Raw genomic sequence first — 19,681 nt, forward strand, 5'->3', positions numbered from 1 at the left:
GGTCGTTCGCCGTTTGTCATAGCCATCGGGTTGCATAGGGGCATGACCAACGCAGACCGCGCAGAGCTCAGGGCTTCGGCCGATTCCGTACTGGCCCGACTCGTCGGGGACACCACCGACACTGCCCGGCTGCGCGAGGACCAGTGGCGGGCCATCGAGGCGCTCGTCGCGGACAAGCGCAGAGCGCTGGTCGTCCAGCGGACCGGTTGGGGCAAGTCCGCCGTGTATTTCGTCGCGACCTCGCTCCTGCGGGCGCAGGGCAGCGGCCCGACGGTGATCGTCTCTCCGCTGCTCGCACTGATGCGCAACCAGGTCGCGGCCGCGGCCCGGGCCGGCATCACCGCCCGGACGATCAACTCGTCCAATACCGAGGAGTGGGACACCGTCCAGGCCGAGGTGGCCGCGGGCGAGGTTGATGTGCTGCTGGTCAGCCCCGAAAGACTCAACAATCCCGACTTCCGGGACCAGGTCCTGCCCCGCCTCGCCGCCGCCACCGGGCTGCTCGTGGTCGACGAGGCGCACTGCATCTCCGACTGGGGCCACGACTTCCGGCCCGACTACCGACGGCTGCGCACCATGCTCGTCGATCTGCCCGCGGGGGTACCCGTGCTCGCGACGACCGCCACCGCGAACGCTCGGGTGACAGCGGATGTCGCGGAGCAGCTCGGCACCGGGGCGGGTACGGACGCGTTGGTGCTGCGTGGGCCGCTGGACCGCGAGAGCCTCAGCCTCGGCGTACTGCAACTGCCGAACGCCGCACACCGGCTGGCCTGGCTGGGCGATCACCTCAAGGAGCTGCCCGGCTCGGGGATCATCTACACGCTCACGGTCGCGGCCGCCGAGGAGATCACGGCGTATCTGCGCCAGTGCGGACACACCGTGGCGTCCTACACGGGTCGCACCGAGAACGCCGACCGGCAGCAGGCGGAGGACGACCTCCTGGCCAACCGGGTCAAAGCTCTCGTCGCAACGTCCGCGCTCGGCATGGGATTCGACAAGCCCGACCTCGGCTTCGTCGTGCACCTGGGCTCGCCCTCTTCCCCCATCGCCTACTACCAGCAGGTGGGCCGCGCGGGGCGAGGCGTCGAGCACGCCGAGGTGCTGTTGCTCCCGGGCAAGGAGGACGAGGCGATCTGGCAGTACTTCGCCTCGGTCGCTTTCCCTCCGGAGGAGCAGGTCCGGCGCACGATCGATGCGCTCGCCCAGGCCGACCGGCCTCTCTCGCTGCCTGCCCTGGAACCGCTGGTCGACCTTCGGCGCACACGGCTGGAGACCATGCTGAAGGTGCTCGACGTCGATGGCGCGGTCCGGCGGGTGAAGGGCGGCTGGACCGCCACGGGAGAGCCCTGGGTCTACGACGCGGAGCGGTATGCCTGGGTGGCCCGCCAGCGCTCGGCCGAGCAGCAGGCGATGCGCGACTATGCGACGACGACCGGCTGCCGGATGGAATTCCTGCGTCGCCAACTGGACGACGAGGAGGCGACGGCATGCGGACGCTGTGACAACTGCGCGGGGGCTCGCTTCGACGACCAGGTGTCGACGGCCGCCCTGGACACCGCACGGGGCGAACTCGGCAGGCCCGGAGTGGAAGTGGAACCCCGCAAGATGTGGCCGACCGGTCTCGCCGCGGTGGGCGTCGATCTGAAGGGCCGTATCCCAGCGGGAGAAATCTCCTTCTCCGGGCGGGCGCTCGGCCGTCTCTCCGACATCGGCTGGGGCAACCGACTGCGCCCGATGCTGGCGTCGCAGACACCTGACACACCGGTTCCGGACGATGTGGCGAACGCGGTGGTGGCGGTGCTGGCCGACTGGGCCAAGGGCCCCGGGGGATGGGCGTCCGGCGCCGCCGATGCCGTACCGCGGCCGGTGGGGGTCGTCACGGTCGCCTCGCACAGCAGACCTCAGCTGATCCAGTCGCTCGGCAGCCGGATCGCCGCGGTCGGCCGGATGCCGCTGCTCGGCAGCGTCGCCTACGCGCCCGGGGCGGACGGGGTACGGATCTCGCAGACCAACAGCGCGCAGCGGGTGCGTGCTCTGCACGAGGCGCTGGTCGTGGAGCCGGAACTGACCGCGGCGTTGGCGTCGGCAGGGGGGCCGGTGCTGCTCGTGGACGATCTCTCGGACACCGGCTGGACGCTAGCCGTGGCAGCGCGGCTGCTGCGCAGGGCCGGTGCGGAGGGGGTGTTTCCGCTGGTCCTCGCCGTTCAGGCGTGACAGGGGCGTCATCCGTCCACGGTTTGGGCAGGGATATCCGTGTCATACCGGCTGATTCCCGTCAGCCGTATCAATTGCTCGTTGCCGCCTGCCGATACGCCAGGAAGAATTGAACTTGCTCCCCGCATGGTCCTTTCGCGGCCCGGAAGGGCTGTGCCGCGGTGCGTCCCACCCGACCCTGCCCGCACCGTGGGCGCGTATGCGAAGGGAGGATCGTGACCTTCGGATTCGCTCCGTCCGCAGCCACTTCGATGTCGGCGTCCTCGGCATCCGCCGACTCCGCCAATCGCCTTGCCAGAATGCTCGAACCGGCCGAGTGGGCCGCTGCCGGCATACCGTTGCTGCGCAGCCCGCGCGAGGTGGTCAGCGGCCTGCATACCCGGCACCGGCCGACCCCGGAGACCGCTGTCGTCGCCGTACTCGACCATGAGGAACGCCTCACGGCCAGCGCCTCGTTCGCCCGTCGCTCCGTCTCCGCGGATGGCTGGGAGTTCCGGAACGCACTGCTGGCGCATCTGCGCCGGGTCATCCCGCACGATCTGCGCCGCCGCACACCCGTCCGCACCGCGGTGCTGCTCTATTGCCGCGAGGGCGACGAGCGGTGGACGGAGGAGGACGGGGCGTGGATGTGGGGTCTGCGCGATGCCTGCACCCTGCACGGCCTGCGGTGCGGCGCGTACATCACGCTGACACGTGGCGGATGGCAGGTACTGGGCGAGGGCCGGGGCGGCCGTCGGCCCAACTCCATCTCGACGCCTGCGGCTCTCGCCGACACGGTTGCCGAGCACGATCCGTTTCCGCTGCGCACCGGCGGCGGTGCGGCGGAGGCGCTGCGACGCACCGCGGCCCGCTGACCCGGGTCATGGGCCCGGCCGCCCTGTCGGGCAGCCGGGTCACCACGGCTGTGCGCGTCGTTGGGCTCAGACGCCGGCGCCGAGCACGGTGCTGATCCGCTGCGGGTCACCGCAGACGACCAGCAGCGCTCCGGCACGCTCCCTCGCGAGAGGCAGCGCACGGGCGGCGGAGCCATCGACGTCGCCGTTGACCGCGACGATCACCACGGGGCGGGCCTTCACCCGGTCCGCGGCCGCGGCACCGGCGAAGAAGACGTCATCGCCCGCATCGTGCTGGGCCCAGTAGGCGCCTTCTCCGAAGGAGAGTTCGTGGACCGCCCACGGGTGCTGCTCACCAGTGGTGAGCACCAGGATGTCGCCGGGTGCGCGTCCGGAGTCGAGCAGCAGATCGACAGCCTCGTCGGCGGCGTCGATCGCACCGCTGGCTGACGCCGGGATCAGCTGGACCTGCGGCGCGGAACGAGTCTCCGACCGGGCCGTCTGAGACTGACCCAAAGTGGAGTGCGGGCGCTGCGCCGGGGGCGCGGGCCTCGCGGGGCCCGGACCGGGACGACCGGGGCGCGGCGTGGCCGCGGAACGCGGGCCGGGTACGGGACGGGGGGTCGGCGCGTTGCGGCCTGCGGCCGGACTGACGCGGGGACCCTGGGCGCTCTCGTGAATCTGAGGCTCCTCGGGGATGAGAGGCATGGGTGGTTGTCTATCAAACGCCGACACAGAGGGCGTCGGCGGGTGGGTACAAATACGCGATCAGAAGTCGAAGCCGAGTTGGCCCCCGCTTTCCAGTGCAGCCGCCTCGGCGGAGATGCGGATCTTCTTCAAGTGCTGCCACCTGGGCAGCGCGTCGAGGTAGGACCATGAGAGGCGGTGCAGGGACGTGGGCCCCAGCGCCTCCAGAGCGGCCCGGTGCACGGGGGACGGGTAGCCGGCGTTCGCATCGAACGCGAAGGCGGCGTACTCCCCCGATTCCGCGCCCAGTTCGGCCATCATCGTGTCCCTGTGAACCTTCGCGATCACCGAGGCGGCCGCAACCGCGATGCAGGACTGGTCGCCCTTGATGACGGTTCGGACCGTCCAGGGCTTTCCCAGGTAGTCATGTTTGCCGTCGAGGATGACGGCGTCGGGGCGCACGGGCAGCGCTTCGAGGGCGCGTACCGCGGCAAGGCGCAGGGCTGCGGTCATCCCGAGCTCGTCGATCTCCTGCGGCGAGGTGTCACCGAGGCCGTAGGCCGTGACCCAGTCCTGGAGCAGCGGCGCCAGCTCGGCGCGGCGCTTCGGGCTGATCAGCTTGGAGTCGGTGAGTCCGGCGGGAGGCTTGCGGAGGCCGGTGACGGCCGCGCACACGGTGACCGGTCCCGCCCACGCTCCGCGTCCGACCTCGTCGACACCGGCGACGGTCTTGGCACCAGTGGTAGCGCGCAGTGAGCGCTCGACGGTGTGCGTGGGTGGTTCGTACGGCATGGCGCCTGTCAGCCTACGCCGACGAAGACGCCACGAACACCCCGGGGCACCGGACCGTTGTCCGTCCCGTGGCGACGCTCCAACAGACCGCTCACGGTCCGGCCGCCACCGATTGCGCTCAGCTGTCGGAAGGCCGGAGCAGAGGCACCATGATCTGATCGATCAATTCGGCGATGTACACATCCGGCCATTCGCTGCCGCACACCTTGCTGCGAAACATCATCATCGTGGGGATGACGTCCAGGATCAGGTCGCTCGTCGCATCGCTACGGACGTCACTCCGCTCGATGCCCCGGCTCACGACCTTCCGAAAGAGCTCGGTGGACGGCTGGATCACGCCTTGGGAGATCACGGTCTGGAACCGTCCGGAGGCGCTCGAGTCGCACTCGTGAAGCACGGAAAGCAGGGCGGTTCCGGGTGTGGAGAGCATGACGTGGCGCATCCTTCGGTCCAGCTGGTAGAGATCTTCGCGGATGCTGCCGCCTTCGCCGCCGAGGCCGTGCTGCTGGCCGCATTCGTCCTCATCGAGATGCGGGCGAAGGAACCGATCACGCCGCCGAGGATGTTCGCCGACCGCAACCGGTCGGGGACGTACCTCATCTTGCTCAGGTGACACCGGGACAGAAGGCGGAGTCCGCCAAGTCGCACGAACTGCCTGCGCGGTGGGGGCACGAAGTGCTCACCCAGGGCATCTCGACTGCCTTCACGGCGGCGGTGGCGATGGTGACCGTCGCCCTGCTGACCGCGGTGCTGGTGATCCGGGTACACAAGAGCGACTTGGACGCGCCGAGCGGTAAGGCCTCGGCCGGAGGATCCGCCGCGTAACGCGGCACGACGTGTGTCGCCACAGGCGCCCGACAGCAGGGCGGGCCGGCGACGGAGCGCCCGCCGGCACAGGTGCAGGACGTACGCAGGGGTACGTCCTGCACGTGTCCGGTCGCCCGGTAGGACTCGGACCGGTCCCCTCCAAGATGTGTGCGCTTCGACGCGGGGTGAGTACAGGGCGTTGCGGGCTGGGCAGGGGTCAGTACGGGTCGTACGAGTCGTCGCCCTCGACACCGTTGCGCCCGCTGCCCCCCTCGCTCCCCTGCCCCCGGCAGTTCGCCACAAGAGCGTTCGCACTCCGCTTCTCCAGAATGTCGCGTGCCCGCACCTCGCCCCAACTGGTGGCGTACCAGGGGGCGTCGGACGTACGTAGCGTCTGCTGGATCTCCTTGAGGGCACAGGACCGCAGTGGTTCGGGAAGGCTGTCGAGAGCCGGTACGGCGTCGGCCGAGAGTCCCCGGAGGTAGTCGATGTCGATGGTGTGACGGCTGCGATAACGCTGCACGTTCTGTTCCGCGATCAGCCCGTCGGGCGAGACCAGACCGAACGCGAGCACGGTGGCGGCGGCGCTCGCCGCCACGGCGCGCGGCAGGATGCGGGCTCCGAACATGCCCGCCGCCATGATCAGGATCAGCACCACGCCCAGCCAGAGTTCGATGGCAGCCACGGATATACGCAGCCGGGTCAGGCCGTAGGCATCGACGTACAGGCCCATGCGCCGCAGCGCCGAGGCGACCACCACGAGAGTGAGGAGGCAGAGCGCGCCGAGGACGGTCCGTACGAGCGTGCGGTCGCGCGATTGCCCGCGCGGTGCCCAGCGCAGCGCGAGCGCGATGACCAGGAGGGTGAGCAGGGTTGCCCACAGCAGCTGCCAGAAGCCCTGGCGTGCGTATGCGGAATAGCTGAGGTGGGTCTCGGCCATCACCTTGTCGTATCCGCCGAGCAGCACGGTGAGCTGGATGGCGATGAAGACGGCGAAGAGCAAGTTCAGCACGATGAGTGGCAGCGCCCATTCCAGGCGGCCGCGGGGCTTCCCGGCCCGTATGGTGATGTCATCCCAGCGCACCGGGGCGGCAGCGGTGTATGCGGCGGTGAGCGCACCGACCAGACCGACCGCGAACAGGAAGATCCGCCACGGGGCATCGCCCAGCGACACGTCGGGGATCAGGTTGCCGAGCACATCGGCGAACGCGGCATCCGCGCTGGCGAAGAGCGCTCCGAAGACGATGAGCAGACCGATCGCAACCACGGTGGAACGGAACACGACACCCCACCGACCGCGGGAACCGGTCATACGGTCGCGAACACCACCCATGCCCCACCTCAGTCCCCCGGCCACGGAGGAGAGTAGGCCCACCGAACCGAGGAACACACCGAGCCAGCTGCGGCTGCCGTGCAGCGTCAGTGAACCCAGCGCGACGGCCGACACAACGGCGAGGAAGGTGGGCCAGCCCGCGTCCCTGAGCGCCGGGACCGCGAGCAGCGCAAGGCCGCCGACCGCCCAGACGGCCGACCAGGTCCGGAGCCGACGGCCCGCTGCCTGCGCGGCGAAGTAGGCCGCGAGTGCGGCGGGGACTGCCACGATCAACAGGTTCGGGCCGAGACCGTCACCGAGCAACAACGCGCTGAGGAGCGCGGTGGCGACGGCCGCCCAGAGCGTGGCGTTACGGATGGCGGCCGGGCGGGCCGGGCGCAGCCGCGCGAGCGTCCCGGTTGTCTGCCGGTTGCTCTGCCATGGGTTGGGCGGCTGCGGTTGCCTCCCTTGCTGCGCGTACGCCGGAACCTGCGGCGGCGACGGAACGGCGTCCCGGAACTCCGGTGCCTCGGACATACCGGGCGCCTCGGACGACTCCGGTCGCTCCGTCGGCTCCCCCTCCGGCTTCGACTCCGTGGCGCGAGACGGTTTCGACGTACCGGTCGGCTCGGGCGTCTCTGGCCGGACGGATGATTCTGACGCATGATCGGGCATGGGGCCCCTCCCCACCGAGGTCCGCTCACACGGCAGCTGAACAGTGCGAGCAGCCCGGCATCTCATTCGGCACACGCCCGTCATGATGATCACCGAGGGCGGCGTGGCCGAAAGGTTAACTCCCTGCTACCGCTCGCAGGCGCGCCCGCGGCAGGGATGTGTCAGTACCGTGACAGTCGGCCCGTCTCAGCCGCGGCCCGGGCGGGGAAGCCAGTCCGGCAGCTCCTCCGCCTGCGCCGACCAGTCGGCCGGCGGTGCGCCCGCCTTGCCCGCCGCGACGACCCCGCCGACGATCGCGCAGGTCGTGTCCACGTCTCCCCCGGCCTGAGCGGTCACCCAGAACGCCTTCTCGAAGTCGCCGAGGCTCCGCGCCGCAGACCAGAGAGCGAACGGCACCGTGTCATGTGCACTTGTACGACGGCCGTTGCCCAGAACCGCGGCCACAGTCCCGGCATCGTTGTAGTCGAGCATGTCGCGGGCCCGGCGCAGCCCGGCGCCCACCGCGCTGCGCGGTACGAGCGCGACCACCCCATCGAGGAGATCCTCAGGGGTCGGTGGCCCCCCGGGTGCGGCTGCGAGCGAGGCGGCCGCCGCCACGGCCATCGCCCCCACGACGGCCTCCCGGTGCTGATGCGTGGTGTACGAGGAGATCTCGGCCTGGTGCGTGGCCTGCTCGGGATCATCCGCGTACCAAGCGCCAAGGGGTGCGATGCGCATCGCCGAACCGTTGCCCCAGGAGCCCTGACCGTTGAACAACGCCGACGCCAGCTCGCGCCAGTCGCCGCCCTCCCGGACCAGCCGGAGCAGCCGGTTCACTGCGGGACCGTATCCCCGATCGAAGTCGTGATGGTCGGCGAAGGAGCGGGCGAGCGCGTCCTGGTCGATCCGGTCGTGCCCGACGAGCACGGCCAGGACCGAGCAGGCCATCTCCGTGTCATCGGTCCATTGCCAGGGTCCGGGCGGCAATGCACGCTGCTTCAGAAGCGGATAGTTGACGGGCACAAAGAACTGGGATCCCAGGGCGTCTCCCACGGCCAGCCCGCGAAGGCTGGCCAGGGCGCGTTCGAAGCGTGGGGCGGTAGCGGAGTCAGCGGTCATCGCCCTTCCACTCTATCCGGTGATGCCGTAGGGCTCAGGGGCGCGCCACCGCTCGAACGGCCGGTCAAGTGTGTAGCGGCCGTCCTCGCCGAGTATCAGCGTCCGTTTCTCGCCGTTGCCAGGATTGGACAGTGACTCGAATTCGGCCACCGACCAGTGGAACCAGCGCATGCAGAACAACCGCATCGTCAGTCCATGGGTGACCAGGAGAACGTTGGGCGGATGGTCCGGGGCTTCGAAGCTCCGGTACAGGCTCTCCAGAAATGCTCCGACCCGGTCGTACACATCGGCGCCGGACTCCCCCTGCGCGAAACGGTAGAAGAAGTGCCCATAGGCATCCCGATACGCCTTCTGCAGTCTTACGTCCTCGCGGTCCTGCCAGTTTCCCCAGTCCTGCTCACGCAGCCGTGGCTCCTCCCGCACCCGCACCCGCTCCAGATCGAGGCCGAAGGACCTGAAGGTCTCGTGCGTGCGGCGGTAGGGCGAGACGTACACGCTGACACGCTCCCTGCCGAAGAGTTCGCGCAGCTGTACCCCCGTCTCCCTGGCCTGCCGCAAACCCGTCGCGGTGAGCCGCAACGCATGGTCGGGCTCACGCTCATACACCGTGTCGTCGACATTGCCCTCGGACTCGCCGTGCCGGACGAGGACAATGCGCTGCGGTCGTGCCATGTACAGACCCTAGATCGGTTCCCGCTCGTTCGAGCAGCTGCCCGGGCTCCATCCGCCGTGTATCGCCGGTGAAACGGCGTCACAGAGCCGGTCGTGGGACAGCCATGGGACACCAAGAGCGCCCCCGGCCGGAGGGCCAGGGCTTCTTCCGGCGCCCGTACCGGCCCGAGCGCCCTGGGGTTCACCGGCCCGTAGAGCAGCAGATCCGCGGACCGGGCAGACGGGCGAGCGCGAGCCTCCCGCCTTGCTCGGCGGAGAGCGATCCGCCGGGTACTCGCAGGTCCTGGGCGTGGAACAGCCCGTGCGAGCGCAGCGCCCCTGCGCCCGCCGGCCCTGCGGCCACACTGTCTACCTGGTCGGCGAGGCACCTGGGGCCCGTCCTACACCGGCAGCCTGGGGGCTCTCCGGGCCCCGGCACGCGGCGAGCACCCCACACCGACGCCGCCGCGCTGGTCAGGGCCGTCTCTCGGCGCCGCTGACCCTCAGGTTTCTCCTCAGCCGCGAGCCCGTTACCGGAGACCGACCGGTCCGCTTTCGCAGCCCGGGCTGCCGCCCCAGCAGGGCGTTCAGCACCCGCCGCACCGTGCCAGGACCCGGCTGATCAGGAGCGGAACGGGCCCGGGTGCCGACGGTCACACCGTCCAGGAGGGCTCGAGCTGCACGACGTCCCCCTCCAGAGCCGCCACATCGTCCTCGGTCTGCGCGCGTTGCGAAAGCCGTTCGACACTCCCCGGCCGGTACTTGCCTCGCTCAGCGCTCGACTGCCACATCGACAACACGAGGAACTCGTGCCCCGGCGCCTCGCCGAACACACCGCGCAGCATTCCGGGAGATCCGGCCATGGCCGGATTCCACACCCGCTGCTGCATCAGCGCGAAATGCTCGACACGGTCCTCATGCACGGTGCTGTGCGCCACTCTGACCACGTCCGCATCAGCGAAGTGCGGCTCGAAGCCGGTCTTCACATCGAAGCGGTACTCGAACAGTTTGACCTGGATGTCGCTGTACGTTCCGGACTGCGCCGCAGCCAACTGGTCATGCGCACGCGCCATGAAGGAGTCGTAGAAGACCCGGTTCTCCCAGAACGCGAACACATGGGCAACCTCTGGTCGCCCCCGACTCCATCCGCCCCCCTGTCCCCTGAACCCCGGCTCACCGAGCAGCCCCGCCCACTTTCGCTGCCCCCGCTCGAAACCACGACGATCCATCACAGTGCAGCGAATCCACTTGACCAGCACCGCGCCATCGTACGGCGCTGAACGTGGCGCGGGTCACGCTCTGCCGGAGTGCGCCCGAACCGGTCACCACGAACCGGAGAATGATCTCCATGACGGCCTTCCACGCCAACCCCCTGTTCGCGTGCCTCGAATCGGCCGAGCGCATCCTCGTCGCCGGGGCAGGTGGCGGCTTCGACATCTACGCGGGCCTGCCAGTGGCGCTCTCCCTGCTCCATCAGGGCAAGGACGTCCGGCTCGCAAATCTGTCGTTCAGCGCGCTCGAAGGACTCCCCCTCGATGCGTGGCTGGCACCGGACGTCGCCGTGATCACCCCCCAAACGGCCCTCCACCAGGCGTACTTCCCGGAACGCACCCTCGCCCAGTGGCTCGATCTGCACCACTACCCGAGCACCGTGCACGCCTTCACGCGAGTGGGAGTGCAGCCGCTGCGCGCCGCCTACCGGGCGCTGATCGAGCGGTACGACATCGATGCGGTCGTCCTCGTCGACGGCGGTACGGACATCCTGATGCGCGGCGACGAAACCGGTCTCGGCACCCCGGAGGAGGACCTGACCAGTGTCGCCGCCCTCGCCGGTATCGACGTACCGGAGCGCCTGGTCGTCTCCGTCGGCTTCGGAATCGACGCATACCACGGGGTGAGTCACGGACTCGTCCTGGAGAACATGGCCGCCCTGGAACGCGACGGCGCCTGCCTCGGCGCATTCTCCGTCTCCCGTACGACGCGCGAGGGCGCCCTCTTCGTCGACGCGGTGACCCACGCCCAGAAGTACACACCCGAACACCCGAGCATCGTCAACGGATCGATCGCCGCGGCGGTCCAGGGCGCCTTCGGGGACGTCCAGTTCACGTCCCGCACCCGTGGCAGCGAGCTGTTCATCAACCCGCTGATGACGCTCTGTTTCGCCTTCGAGCTGGACGGGCTGGCCCGCAACTGTCTCTATCTCGACCGCATCGAGAACACCCACCTCATGCGTCAGGTCAGCGGCGCGATCGAGCTCTTCCGCGAAGAGATCAGCCCGCGTCCACCGCGCCGCATCCCGCACTGAACGGCGCCGGGAACAACAATGGCCCGATTCCGCCGCCCGCGCCCAAGCCGGTTGGATTCAGGGACAGTTACAGACATGATCGGATGGTACGAGCAATCCGACGTCCCAGCGGCAAGGAGGGAAGCCCGATGAGCACTCCCAACAAGGACATCGAAAAGGTCGAGGTCAGGCTCAAGTGGGACCCGAGTCCGCCGGGCGCGCCCGCTCACGACCTCGACATCATCGCGGCGACGTATCCGGCCGACGAACCGTCCGGCAGCCCCTCGTATCTCGTCCACTTCGACAGCCGCTCGCCGGACGGCACCATCACCCTGAACCGCGACAGCAGGACCGGCCAGGGTCTCGGTTTCGACGAGGTGATGACTCTGGAACTGGAACGGCTGTCGACCGTGTACACCCGGGTCGTGGTCGGAGTGGTCATTCAGCAGCGCGACGGCCGGAAGACGTTCGGCGACATACCCAATACCGGTGTACAGATTCGCGAGGGCTACACGAACTTGGCGGAGAACGACTTCTCCGGGGTCGCCACCGCGACCGCGGTGACCGTGGCCGAGTTCGTCCGGGACGGATCGGGCGTCTGGAAGTTCCACGGGACGGTCCGGGGCTTCGACGGCGACCCCGGTTCGTACGCCGCGATCATGGGAAACCACAAGCCGGGCACCTGACACCTGCTGACTTACCGTCACGGGTCATATCACCGATATTGCCAGATAATCTAAAAAAGTCTTCTTCGGTGGCCGCCAGGACGGGGTCGCGGTGGTCTTCGAAGGGGTGGTGCCCACGGTGGTTGACGAGGTAGTCCACCCAGCCGACGACGTCGGAGGCTATGCGGGTGGCGGTGCCACGTTCTGGCCTGGCCAGGCAGTGGTGGCGCAGGAAGTCGCTGGTCAGTCCGTGGATATGGCCGTTGATCGTGATGAACGGGGCCAGGACGCGGTCGGCGTGGCCCAGCGGCAGGGGTCCGTCTCCGAGGGCGGCTTCAATGAGGGCGTCGTCGTGGACGATTGACCGCTGCACGCGCACGTCTGGCGACATGCCGCCTCTCGAAACAGTGTGTCCCCTCAAAGCTCTTGGGGCTTTGAGGGGACACACTGTCTGGTCACATTGCCATCAGCCGGTGCTTCGCCTGAGGTTCACGCCGACGGGCGACAAGGGAACACATCGAGGATGGTCACATTCAGCTGCAGCCGCTGGTCGAGCCGCAGCCCTCGCAGATGTAGCAGGACCCGGCGCGCTGCATCTTCGTACCGCAGGAGAAGCAGAGCGGCGCGTCCGCGCTGATGCCCAGCTGCATCTCGACGAGCTCCGCCGAGGTGTGCGCCGTCCTCGGAGCGGGCATCTCCGCCTCCTGCGGAGCGGCCACCGCCTTCAGCGGCTCCGTCCGGAGCGGGGCGGACTGAGCCAGACCCTCGACGTCCAGCTCGTCGTCCTCGAGAGACGGCTCGTACGAACCGGTGTCGAGGTGACGCTGACGCTCCTCGGCCGAATGGATGCCGAGTGCCGAGCGGGTCTCGAAGGGCAGGAAGTCCAGCGCCAGACGGCGGAAGATGTAGTCCACGATCGACTGCGCCATCCGCACGTCCGGGTCGTCCGTCATGCCCGCCGGCTCGAAGCGCATGTTGGTGAACTTCGAGACGTACGTCTCCAGCGGGACGCCGTACTGCAGACCGACCGAGACGGCGATGGAGAAAGCGTCCATCATGCCGGCGAGGGTGGAACCCTGCTTGGACATCTTCAGGAAGACCTCGCCGAGACCGTCGTCCGGGTAGGAGTTGGCGGTCATGTAGCCCTCGGCGCCGCCCACCGTGAAGGAGGTGGTGATGCCGGGACGGCCCTTGGGAAGACGCTTGCGGACCGGGCGGTACTCGACGACCTTCTCGACCGCGGCACGGATGGTCCCCTCGGCCTTGGCCGTGACTGCATCCGCTGCGGACTTTCCCTTCTCCTTGGTCTTCGCGGAGAGGGGCTGGCCGACCTTGCAGTTGTCGCGGTAGATGGCGAGGGCCTTGACGCCCATCTTCCACGCCTCGAAGTAGACCTCTTCGACGTCCTCGACGGTGGCCGTCTCCGGCAGGTTCACCGTCTTGGAGAGCGCGCCGGAGATCCACGGCTGGATGGCCGCCATCATGCGCACGTGGCCCATCGCGGAGATGGAACGCTCGCCCATCGCGCAGTCGAAGACCTCGTAGTGCTCGGCCTTCAGACCGGGGGCGTCGATCACATTGCCGTGCTCGGCGATGTGGGCGACGATCGCCTCGATCTGCTCCTCCTGGTAGCCCAGGCGGCGCAGAGCCTGCGGAACGGTGCCGTTGACGATCTGCATCGAGCCGCCGCCGACCAGCTTCTTGAACTTGACCAGGGCGAGGTCGGGCTCGAGGCCGGTGGTGTCGCAGGACATCGCGAGACCGATGGTGCCGGTGGGCGCGATGACCGAGGCCTGCGCGTTGCGGAAACCGTTCTTCGCGCCGAGGCGGATGACGTCCTGCCAGGCCTCCGTGGCGGCGGCCCAGATCGGGTTGTCCAGGTCGTCCATGTGGACGGCCGCGGCGTTGGCGTCGGCGTGCTGCTTCATGACGCGCTGATGTGGCTCGGCATTGCGGGCGTAGCCGTCGTACGGGCCGACGACCGCGGCGAGCTCGGCGGAGCGCTTGTATGAGGTGCCGGTCATCAGCGAGGTGATGGCACCGGCAAGAGCGCGGCCGCCGTCGCTGTCGTACGCGTGGCCGGTCGCCATCAGCAGGGCGCCGAGGTTCGCGTAGCCGATACCCAGCTGACGGAAGGCGCGGGTGTTCTCGCCGATCTTCCGGGTCGGGAAGTCGGCGAAGCAGATGGAGATGTCCATCGCGGTGATGACGAGCTCGACGACCTTGGCGAAGCGCTCGGACTCGAAGGACTGGTTGCCCTTGCCGTCGTCCTTGAGGAACTTCATCAGGTTCAGCGAGGCCAGGTTGCACGACGTGTTGTCCAGGTGCATGTACTCGCTGCACGGGTTCGAGCCGTTGATCCGGCCGGACTCGGGGCAGGTGTGCCACTGGTTGATCGTGTCGTCGTACTGGATACCCGGGTCGGCGCAGGCCCAGGCGGCCTCGGCCATCTTGCGGAAGAGGGACTTGGCCTCGACCTCTTCGATGACGTCACCGGTCATGCGGGCGCGCAGCCCGAATTTCCCGCCGGACTCGACGGCCTTCATGAACTCGTCGTTCACGCGGACGGAGTTGTTGGCGTTCTGGTACTGGACGGACGTGATGTCGTCGCCGCCCAGGTCCATGTCGAAGCCCGCGTCGCGCAGGGCGCGGATCTTCTCCTCCTCCTTGACCTTGGTCTCGATGAAGTTCTCGATGTCGGGGTGGTCGACGTCGAGAATGACCATCTTGGCCGCACGGCGGGTGGCTCCACCGGACTTGATCGTTCCGGCGGACGCGTCGGCGCCGCGCATGAAGGAGACGGGACCGGAGGCGTTGCCACCGGAGGACAGCAACTCCTTGGAGGAGCGGATACGGGAGAGGTTCAGGCCGGCGCCGGAGCCGCCCTTGAAGATCATGCCCTCTTCCTTGTACCAGTCGAGAATCGACTCCATGGAGTCGTCGACGGCCAGGATGAAGCAGGCTGAGACCTGCTGCGGCTGGGGCGTACCGACGTTGAACCAGACCGGCGAGTTGAAGCTGAAGATCTGGTGCAGAAGGGCATACGCCAGCTCGTGCTCGAAGATCTCGGCGTCGGCCGGAGAGGCGAAGTAGTTGTAGTCCTCGCCCGCCTGCCGGTATGTCTTCACGATCCGGTCGATCAGCTGGCGCAGACCGGTCTCGCGCTGCGGCGTACCAACAGCGCCGCGGAAGTACTTGCTGGTGACGATGTTGACCGCGTTCACCGACCAGAAGTCGGGGAACTCGACGCCACGCTGCTCGAAGTTGATCGAGCCGTCGCGCCAATTGGTCATGACGACGTCACGGCGCTCCCACGCCACCTCGTCGTACGGATGCACGCCGGGGGTGGTGTGGATGCGCTCGATACGCAGGCCCTGCTTCGTCGCAGTCGACTTGGATCCCTTGGCTCGGGAACCTCGTGCCGGGCCGCTCGCCGTCTCTGTCATGCCGCCTCCCATATGTGGGCAAAAACGCCCTGAAGTGCCCAGAACTTCCCGGGGCACAGTGTGTGTCTGATGCTTCGGATGCCGCGCACAGCGCCCGGAGCAGGTTCCTGCAGCCGCCCTGCCGCTGATCTCACAGCCCTGTGTCGATCAGCCGGTGTCGCTCAGTCGGCGGCGACGGCGGGAACGGGAACCTCAAGAGTCCCGACGGTCCCGCATCCCTCCATGGGAGACCGTCGCTCGCGGAGTTCCACGATCGCGGCCTCGAAGTCTTCAAGTGTGTCGAACGCCCGGTACACGGACGCGAAGCGCAGGTACGCGACGAGGTCGAGTTCCTGCAAGGGGCCAAGAATGGCCAGACCCACGTCGTGAGTGGTCAGCTCGGCGCTCCCGGTGGCGCGCACCGCCTCCTCGACCCGCTGGCCGAGCTTGGCGAGGGCGTCCTCGGTGACCGGCCGCCCCTGGCACGCCTTGCGCACGCCGGAGATGACCTTGGTGCGGCTGAAGGGTTCGGTCACCCCGCTGCGCTTCACCACCATCAGCGAGCAGGTCTCCACCGTGGTGAAACGGCGGGAGCAGTCGGGGCACTGACGGCGTCGACGGATCGACGTGCCGTCGTCGGTGGTGCGGCTGTCGACAACCCGGCTGTCGGGGTGCCTGCAGAAGGGGCAGTGCATGGCTCCGAACCCTCCTTCACGGCACGACTGAATAGCCTCTTCAGGCCCCGTTGGGGACCTTCGAAGCAGCCACAAGCATAGGCGATGGCCACGGCCGGATCGACCGGAGACCACAAGTTCTGGGTAGCTGAAACAATCCAACCACTAGATCTTGGGTTTGGTTGCACTTTCGGCCCTAGCGCGTGTCGCGCATCCCGGGCGGCCCGCAGGCACCGTGCGGCCGCCCACGAGGTTACGGGACAGGCCCGGCCGCCCGGATCGCGGGGCACCCGGCACCGGACCCGAACGGCCATCGGAAGACCACCCCGCATGGCGGCGGCACGGCCGCGAGGGCTACCGTGTCGGTCCGAATCGCCGGTCGCACCCGATCACAGCAGAGCGGCGCCGGTGCGGGCCGGAACGCTGCCGGAAACCCGCTCATACACCCCGCAGTGAACGCCGGACAGACTTTTATTCGTTTTTCACTCGAACGTGTGTTTGGCGCAACCTTTCGAAAGCTACTACCGTTGTCCAGCTAGGGAGACCATTCGAGAGGGGCCGACGTGACCACCACCGCAGACAGTGCCACCATCACTGCCCAGGACCGCTCCCAGAGCCGACTCCAGCCGGTGCATGCCATGAATGACTCAGTCACGAACACGGAGGGGCCGGAGCCAGCACGACCGACGCGCTCGCTCCCAGGCCGACCTCCAGGCATCCGAGCGGACAGCTCGGGGCTCACGGACCGCCAACGGCGCGTGATCGAGGTCATCCGGGACTCCGTGCAACGCCGGGGATACCCGCCATCGATGCGGGAGATCGGTCAGGCGGTGGGCCTGTCCAGCACGTCCTCCGTCGCCCATCAGTTGATGGCCCTGGAGCGCAAGGGCTTCCTGCGCCGTGATCCGCACCGCCCCCGGGCGTACGAGGTCCGTGGTTCGGATCAGCCCAGTACGCAGCCGACCGATACGACCGGCAAGCCCGCGGCATCGTACGTGCCGCTCGTCGGCCGGATCGCAGCCGGCGGCCCGATCCTCGCCGAGGAATCGGTCGAGGACGTCTTTCCGCTCCCCCGCCAGCTGGTCGGGGACGGCGAGCTGTTCGTTCTGAAGGTCGTCGGCGACTCGATGATCGAGGCGGCGATCTGTGACGGCGACTGGGTCACCGTCCGCCGTCAGCCCGTCGCGGAGAACGGCGACATCGTGGCCGCGATGCTGGACGGCGAGGCCACCGTCAAGCGCTTCAAGCGGGAGGACGGCCACGTATGGCTGCTCCCGCATAATTCCGCGTACCAGCCGATCCCTGGCGACGAGGCAACCATCCTCGGCAAGGTCGTGGCCGTGCTGCGGCGGGTGTGAAGAGACGCCATGTTCCGACAGGGCCCCGGGATCCGCAGCGCCGGACCCGGGGCCCTGTCCGTGCGGCTGGGCTCCGGCGACCGCCCAGGGATGAGCAGACAGCCATGGGCGGCGTCCGGATCACCGCCCGTCGGCCTTGGCGGCAGCGTCGATCGCCGCGAGTGAGCGGCGCGCCTGGTTGCGGTCCGTCGTGTACCAGAAGTCGGGGAGCGAAGCCCGGAGATAGCTGCCGTACCGGGCATTGGCCAGCCTCGGGTCGAGCACCGCGACCACGCCTTTGTCGCCCGTGGCCCTGACCAGACGACCGGCACCCTGGGCCATCAGCAGCGCGGCATGGGTCGCCGCGACAGCCATGAAGCCATTGCCCCCCGCCTCCTCGACGGCCTTCTGGCGCGCGCTCATCAGTGGGTCGTCGGGACGCGGGAACGGGATCCGGTCCATGATCACCAACTGGCAGCTCGCTCCCGGGACATCGACGCCCTGCCAGAGCGAGAGTGTGCCGAAGAGGCAGGTCTCGGGGTCGGCCGCGAAGTTCTTGATCAGCTCACCCAGCGTCTCCTCGCCCTGCAGCAGGATCGGCTTGTCGAGCCGGCCACGCAGTTCCTCCGCGGCGGCCTGGGCGGCCCTCATGGAGGAGAAGAGCCCGAGCGTGCGCCCGCCGGCGGCCTCCACCAGTTCGGCGAGCTCGTCCAGCATGTCGGTGCGTGAACCCTCCCGGCCTGGCGTGGCCAGGTGCTTGGCGACATACAGGATGCCCTGCTTCGGGTAATCGAAGGGCGAGCCGACGTCGAGCCCCTTCCACTGCGGGATGTCGTCGCCCGCGGTGCCCTCGGGGGCCAGGCCCAGGGACGCGCCCACACCGTTGAAGTCACCACCGAGCTTGAGCGTGGCCGAGGTGAGGACGACCGAACGGTCCGCGAAGAGCTTCTCGCGCAGGAGGCCGGAGACGGAGAGCGGGGCGACGCGCACGGACGCGCCGAAGCGGTCGTGGCGCTCGTACCAGACGACGTCGTACTCGGACCCCTGGGTGATGCGCTCGGCGACGCCGTGGATCGTCTCCACCGAGGCCATCGCCTGCTTGCGAACGGCGTCCTCGTCCTGGACGGACTTGTCCCGGGTGGACCCCAGGGCGGTGATCGTCGTGCGAGCAGCGTCCCGGAGCGCCATCAGTGCGTAGCCGAGGTCCTCCGGAACCTCTTGCAGACGGCCGGGGAGCGCCAGCTCCATCACCCGCTCGAAGCCCTCCGCCGCGGTCTGCAGGGCGTCGGCGGCCTTCTCGTTGACCAGCTTCGCCGCGCGGCGCACGGCCCGGTTCACCTGGCCGGGGGTGAGCTCTCCGGTGGCCACTCCGGTGACCCTGGAGACCAGCTCGTGGGCCTCGTCGACGATCAGCACTTCATGCTGCGGGAGGACCGGGGCTCCCTCGATCGCGTCGATGGCGAGGAGCGCGTGATTGGTGACGACGACATCGGCGAGCTTGGCGCGCTCGCGGGCCGTCTCCGCGAAGCACTCCGCGCCGTACGCGCACTTGCTGGCGCCCAGGCACTCCCGGGAGGAGACGGAGACCTGCGCCCACGCCCGGTCGGAGACGCCCGGGGTGAGGTCGTCGCGGTCCCCGGTGTCGGTCTCGTCCGACCAGTCTCGCAGCCGCAGCAGATCCTGGCCGAGCTTGCTCGACGGCGCTGCGGCCTCGAACTGGTCGAAGAGTCCCTCTTCCTCTTCCTGCGGGACGCCTTCGTGGAGCCGGTGCAGACAGAGATAGTTCGAGCGTCCTTTGAGCATCGCGAACTGGGGCCGACGGCGCAGCAGTGGATGCAGGGCGTCGACCGTACGCGGAAGGTCACGCTCCACGAGCTGGCGCTGCAGTGCCAGGGTGGCCGTGGCGACCACGACGCGCTCCCCGTGCGCCAGCGCGGGCACCAGGTAACCGAGGGACTTGCCCGTGCCGGTGCCGGCCTGGACCAGCAGATGGGAATTGTCGTCGACAGCCTCGGCGACGGCCTCGGCCATGGAGGCCTGGCCAGGCCGTTCCGTACCACCGACGGCGGTCACGGCGGCATGCAGGAGCTCGGGGAGGGATGGCTTTGTCATAGCGTGACCAGCCTACGGTGCACCACTGACATTGATACTCGTAAGTGGGTTCCGGTGGTCGTGGCTCCACCACTGACTGACGCCCTGCTGGGCTGTCCTCCGGTTGTTCTGTCCG

General features: G+C 68.6%; 17 protein-coding genes and 1 pseudogene. 7 read left to right on the forward strand and 11 right to left on the reverse strand.

The window, feature by feature from the left end; translation table 11 throughout:
- Positions 1-42 precede the first annotated feature (42 nt).
- Positions 43-2,214 (forward strand): RecQ family ATP-dependent DNA helicase, encoded by a 2,172-nt coding sequence (locus AB0I23_RS23300; RefSeq protein WP_359111893.1) that lies wholly within the window; start codon positions 43-45, stop codon positions 2,212-2,214.
- A gap of 215 nt (positions 2,215-2,429) precedes the next feature.
- On the forward strand, positions 2,430-3,068 hold the full coding sequence (locus tag AB0I23_RS23305) for a hypothetical protein (protein WP_359111895.1): 639 nt from the start codon (positions 2,430-2,432) through the stop codon (positions 3,066-3,068).
- Between the two features lie 66 nt (positions 3,069-3,134).
- On the opposite strand, the gene AB0I23_RS23310 is transcribed toward AB0I23_RS23305, so the two are convergent.
- From AB0I23_RS23310 to AB0I23_RS23320, 3 genes are all read right to left on the reverse strand, one after another.
- Complete coding sequence (locus AB0I23_RS23310; RefSeq protein ID WP_359111896.1) at positions 3,135-3,755, reverse strand: hypothetical protein; 621 nt, start codon at positions 3,753-3,755, stop codon at positions 3,135-3,137.
- A gap of 60 nt (positions 3,756-3,815) precedes the next feature.
- A complete protein-coding gene (locus AB0I23_RS23315; protein WP_359111898.1) occupies positions 3,816-4,526 on the reverse strand; it encodes a ribonuclease HII in 711 nt (236 codons plus the stop codon).
- 118 nt (positions 4,527-4,644) lie between these two features.
- The gene (locus AB0I23_RS23320; protein WP_359111900.1) at positions 4,645-4,956 is read right to left on the reverse strand and encodes a TetR-like C-terminal domain-containing protein; all 312 of its coding nucleotides are present in this window, start codon (positions 4,954-4,956) and stop codon (positions 4,645-4,647) included.
- A gap of 3 nt (positions 4,957-4,959) precedes the next feature.
- On the opposite strand from AB0I23_RS23320, the gene AB0I23_RS23325 reads away from it, so the two are divergent.
- Positions 4,960-5,139: a hypothetical protein gene (locus AB0I23_RS23325; RefSeq protein WP_359111902.1), complete on the forward strand. Its 180-nt coding sequence runs from the start codon at positions 4,960-4,962 to the stop codon at positions 5,137-5,139.
- Positions 5,127-5,351 (forward strand): annotated as a pseudogene (locus tag AB0I23_RS23330) (MFS transporter); the annotation flags it as partial. The gene AB0I23_RS23325 and the pseudogene AB0I23_RS23330, both read left to right, overlap by 13 nt.
- Positions 5,352-5,550: 199 nt before the next feature.
- On the opposite strand, the gene AB0I23_RS23335 reads toward AB0I23_RS23330, so the two are convergent.
- The 4 genes from AB0I23_RS23335 to AB0I23_RS23350 form a co-directional block, all read right to left on the reverse strand.
- Positions 5,551-7,320 carry a DUF4153 domain-containing protein gene (locus AB0I23_RS23335; RefSeq protein ID WP_359111904.1) on the reverse strand — a complete coding sequence of 590 codons (1,770 nt, stop codon included), beginning with the start codon at positions 7,318-7,320 and terminating at the stop codon, positions 5,551-5,553.
- A 186-nt stretch (positions 7,321-7,506) separates the two neighbouring features.
- The gene (locus AB0I23_RS23340) at positions 7,507-8,418 is read right to left on the reverse strand and encodes an ADP-ribosylglycohydrolase family protein (protein WP_359111905.1); all 912 of its coding nucleotides are present in this window, start codon (positions 8,416-8,418) and stop codon (positions 7,507-7,509) included.
- Between the two features lie 12 nt (positions 8,419-8,430).
- Complete coding sequence (locus AB0I23_RS23345) at positions 8,431-9,090, reverse strand: histidine phosphatase family protein (protein ID WP_359111907.1); 660 nt, start codon at positions 9,088-9,090, stop codon at positions 8,431-8,433.
- A gap of 632 nt (positions 9,091-9,722) precedes the next feature.
- Complete coding sequence (locus AB0I23_RS23350) at positions 9,723-10,328, reverse strand: YdbC family protein (protein ID WP_359111909.1); 606 nt, start codon at positions 10,326-10,328, stop codon at positions 9,723-9,725.
- An 89-nt stretch (positions 10,329-10,417) separates the two neighbouring features.
- On the opposite strand from AB0I23_RS23350, the gene AB0I23_RS23355 reads away from it, so the two are divergent.
- Together AB0I23_RS23355 and AB0I23_RS23360 are read left to right on the forward strand one after the other, a co-directional pair.
- Complete coding sequence (locus tag AB0I23_RS23355; protein ID WP_436846987.1) at positions 10,418-11,374, forward strand: DUF1152 domain-containing protein; 957 nt, start codon at positions 10,418-10,420, stop codon at positions 11,372-11,374.
- A gap of 128 nt (positions 11,375-11,502) precedes the next feature.
- Complete coding sequence (locus AB0I23_RS23360; RefSeq protein ID WP_359111913.1) at positions 11,503-12,039, forward strand: TerD family protein; 537 nt, start codon at positions 11,503-11,505, stop codon at positions 12,037-12,039.
- On the opposite strand, the gene AB0I23_RS23365 is transcribed toward AB0I23_RS23360, so the two are convergent.
- The 3 genes from AB0I23_RS23365 to nrdR all read right to left on the reverse strand — a co-directional run bounded on the left by AB0I23_RS23365 (position 12,011) and on the right by nrdR (position 16,138).
- Positions 12,011-12,409 carry a hypothetical protein gene (locus AB0I23_RS23365; protein WP_359111915.1) on the reverse strand — a complete coding sequence of 133 codons (399 nt, stop codon included), beginning with the start codon at positions 12,407-12,409 and terminating at the stop codon, positions 12,011-12,013. The two genes, AB0I23_RS23360 and AB0I23_RS23365, sit on opposite strands and share 29 nt — an antisense overlap.
- A 142-nt stretch (positions 12,410-12,551) precedes the next feature.
- Positions 12,552-15,464 (reverse strand): vitamin B12-dependent ribonucleotide reductase, encoded by a 2,913-nt coding sequence (locus AB0I23_RS23370; protein ID WP_359111916.1) that lies wholly within the window; start codon positions 15,462-15,464, stop codon positions 12,552-12,554.
- A 161-nt stretch (positions 15,465-15,625) separates the two neighbouring features.
- Positions 15,626-16,138: a transcriptional regulator NrdR gene (gene nrdR / locus AB0I23_RS23375; RefSeq protein ID WP_359111918.1), complete on the reverse strand. Its 513-nt coding sequence runs from the start codon at positions 16,136-16,138 to the stop codon at positions 15,626-15,628.
- 542 nt (positions 16,139-16,680) lie between these two features.
- Here nrdR and lexA point away from each other — a divergent pair.
- Complete coding sequence (gene lexA, locus AB0I23_RS23380) at positions 16,681-17,475, forward strand: transcriptional repressor LexA (protein WP_037701351.1); 795 nt, start codon at positions 16,681-16,683, stop codon at positions 17,473-17,475.
- Between the two features lie 120 nt (positions 17,476-17,595).
- Here the strand turns inward: lexA and AB0I23_RS23385 are convergent, their stop codons facing one another.
- Positions 17,596-19,566, reverse strand: coding sequence for an ATP-dependent DNA helicase (locus tag AB0I23_RS23385; protein ID WP_359111920.1), 1,971 nt, complete (start codon positions 19,564-19,566; stop codon positions 17,596-17,598).
- Positions 19,567-19,681: the final 115 nt, after the last annotated feature.

Origin of the sequence: Streptomyces atratus (assembly GCF_040655115.1) — a bacterium.
Taxonomy (GTDB): domain Bacteria; phylum Actinomycetota; class Actinomycetes; order Streptomycetales; family Streptomycetaceae; genus Streptomyces; species Streptomyces atratus_D.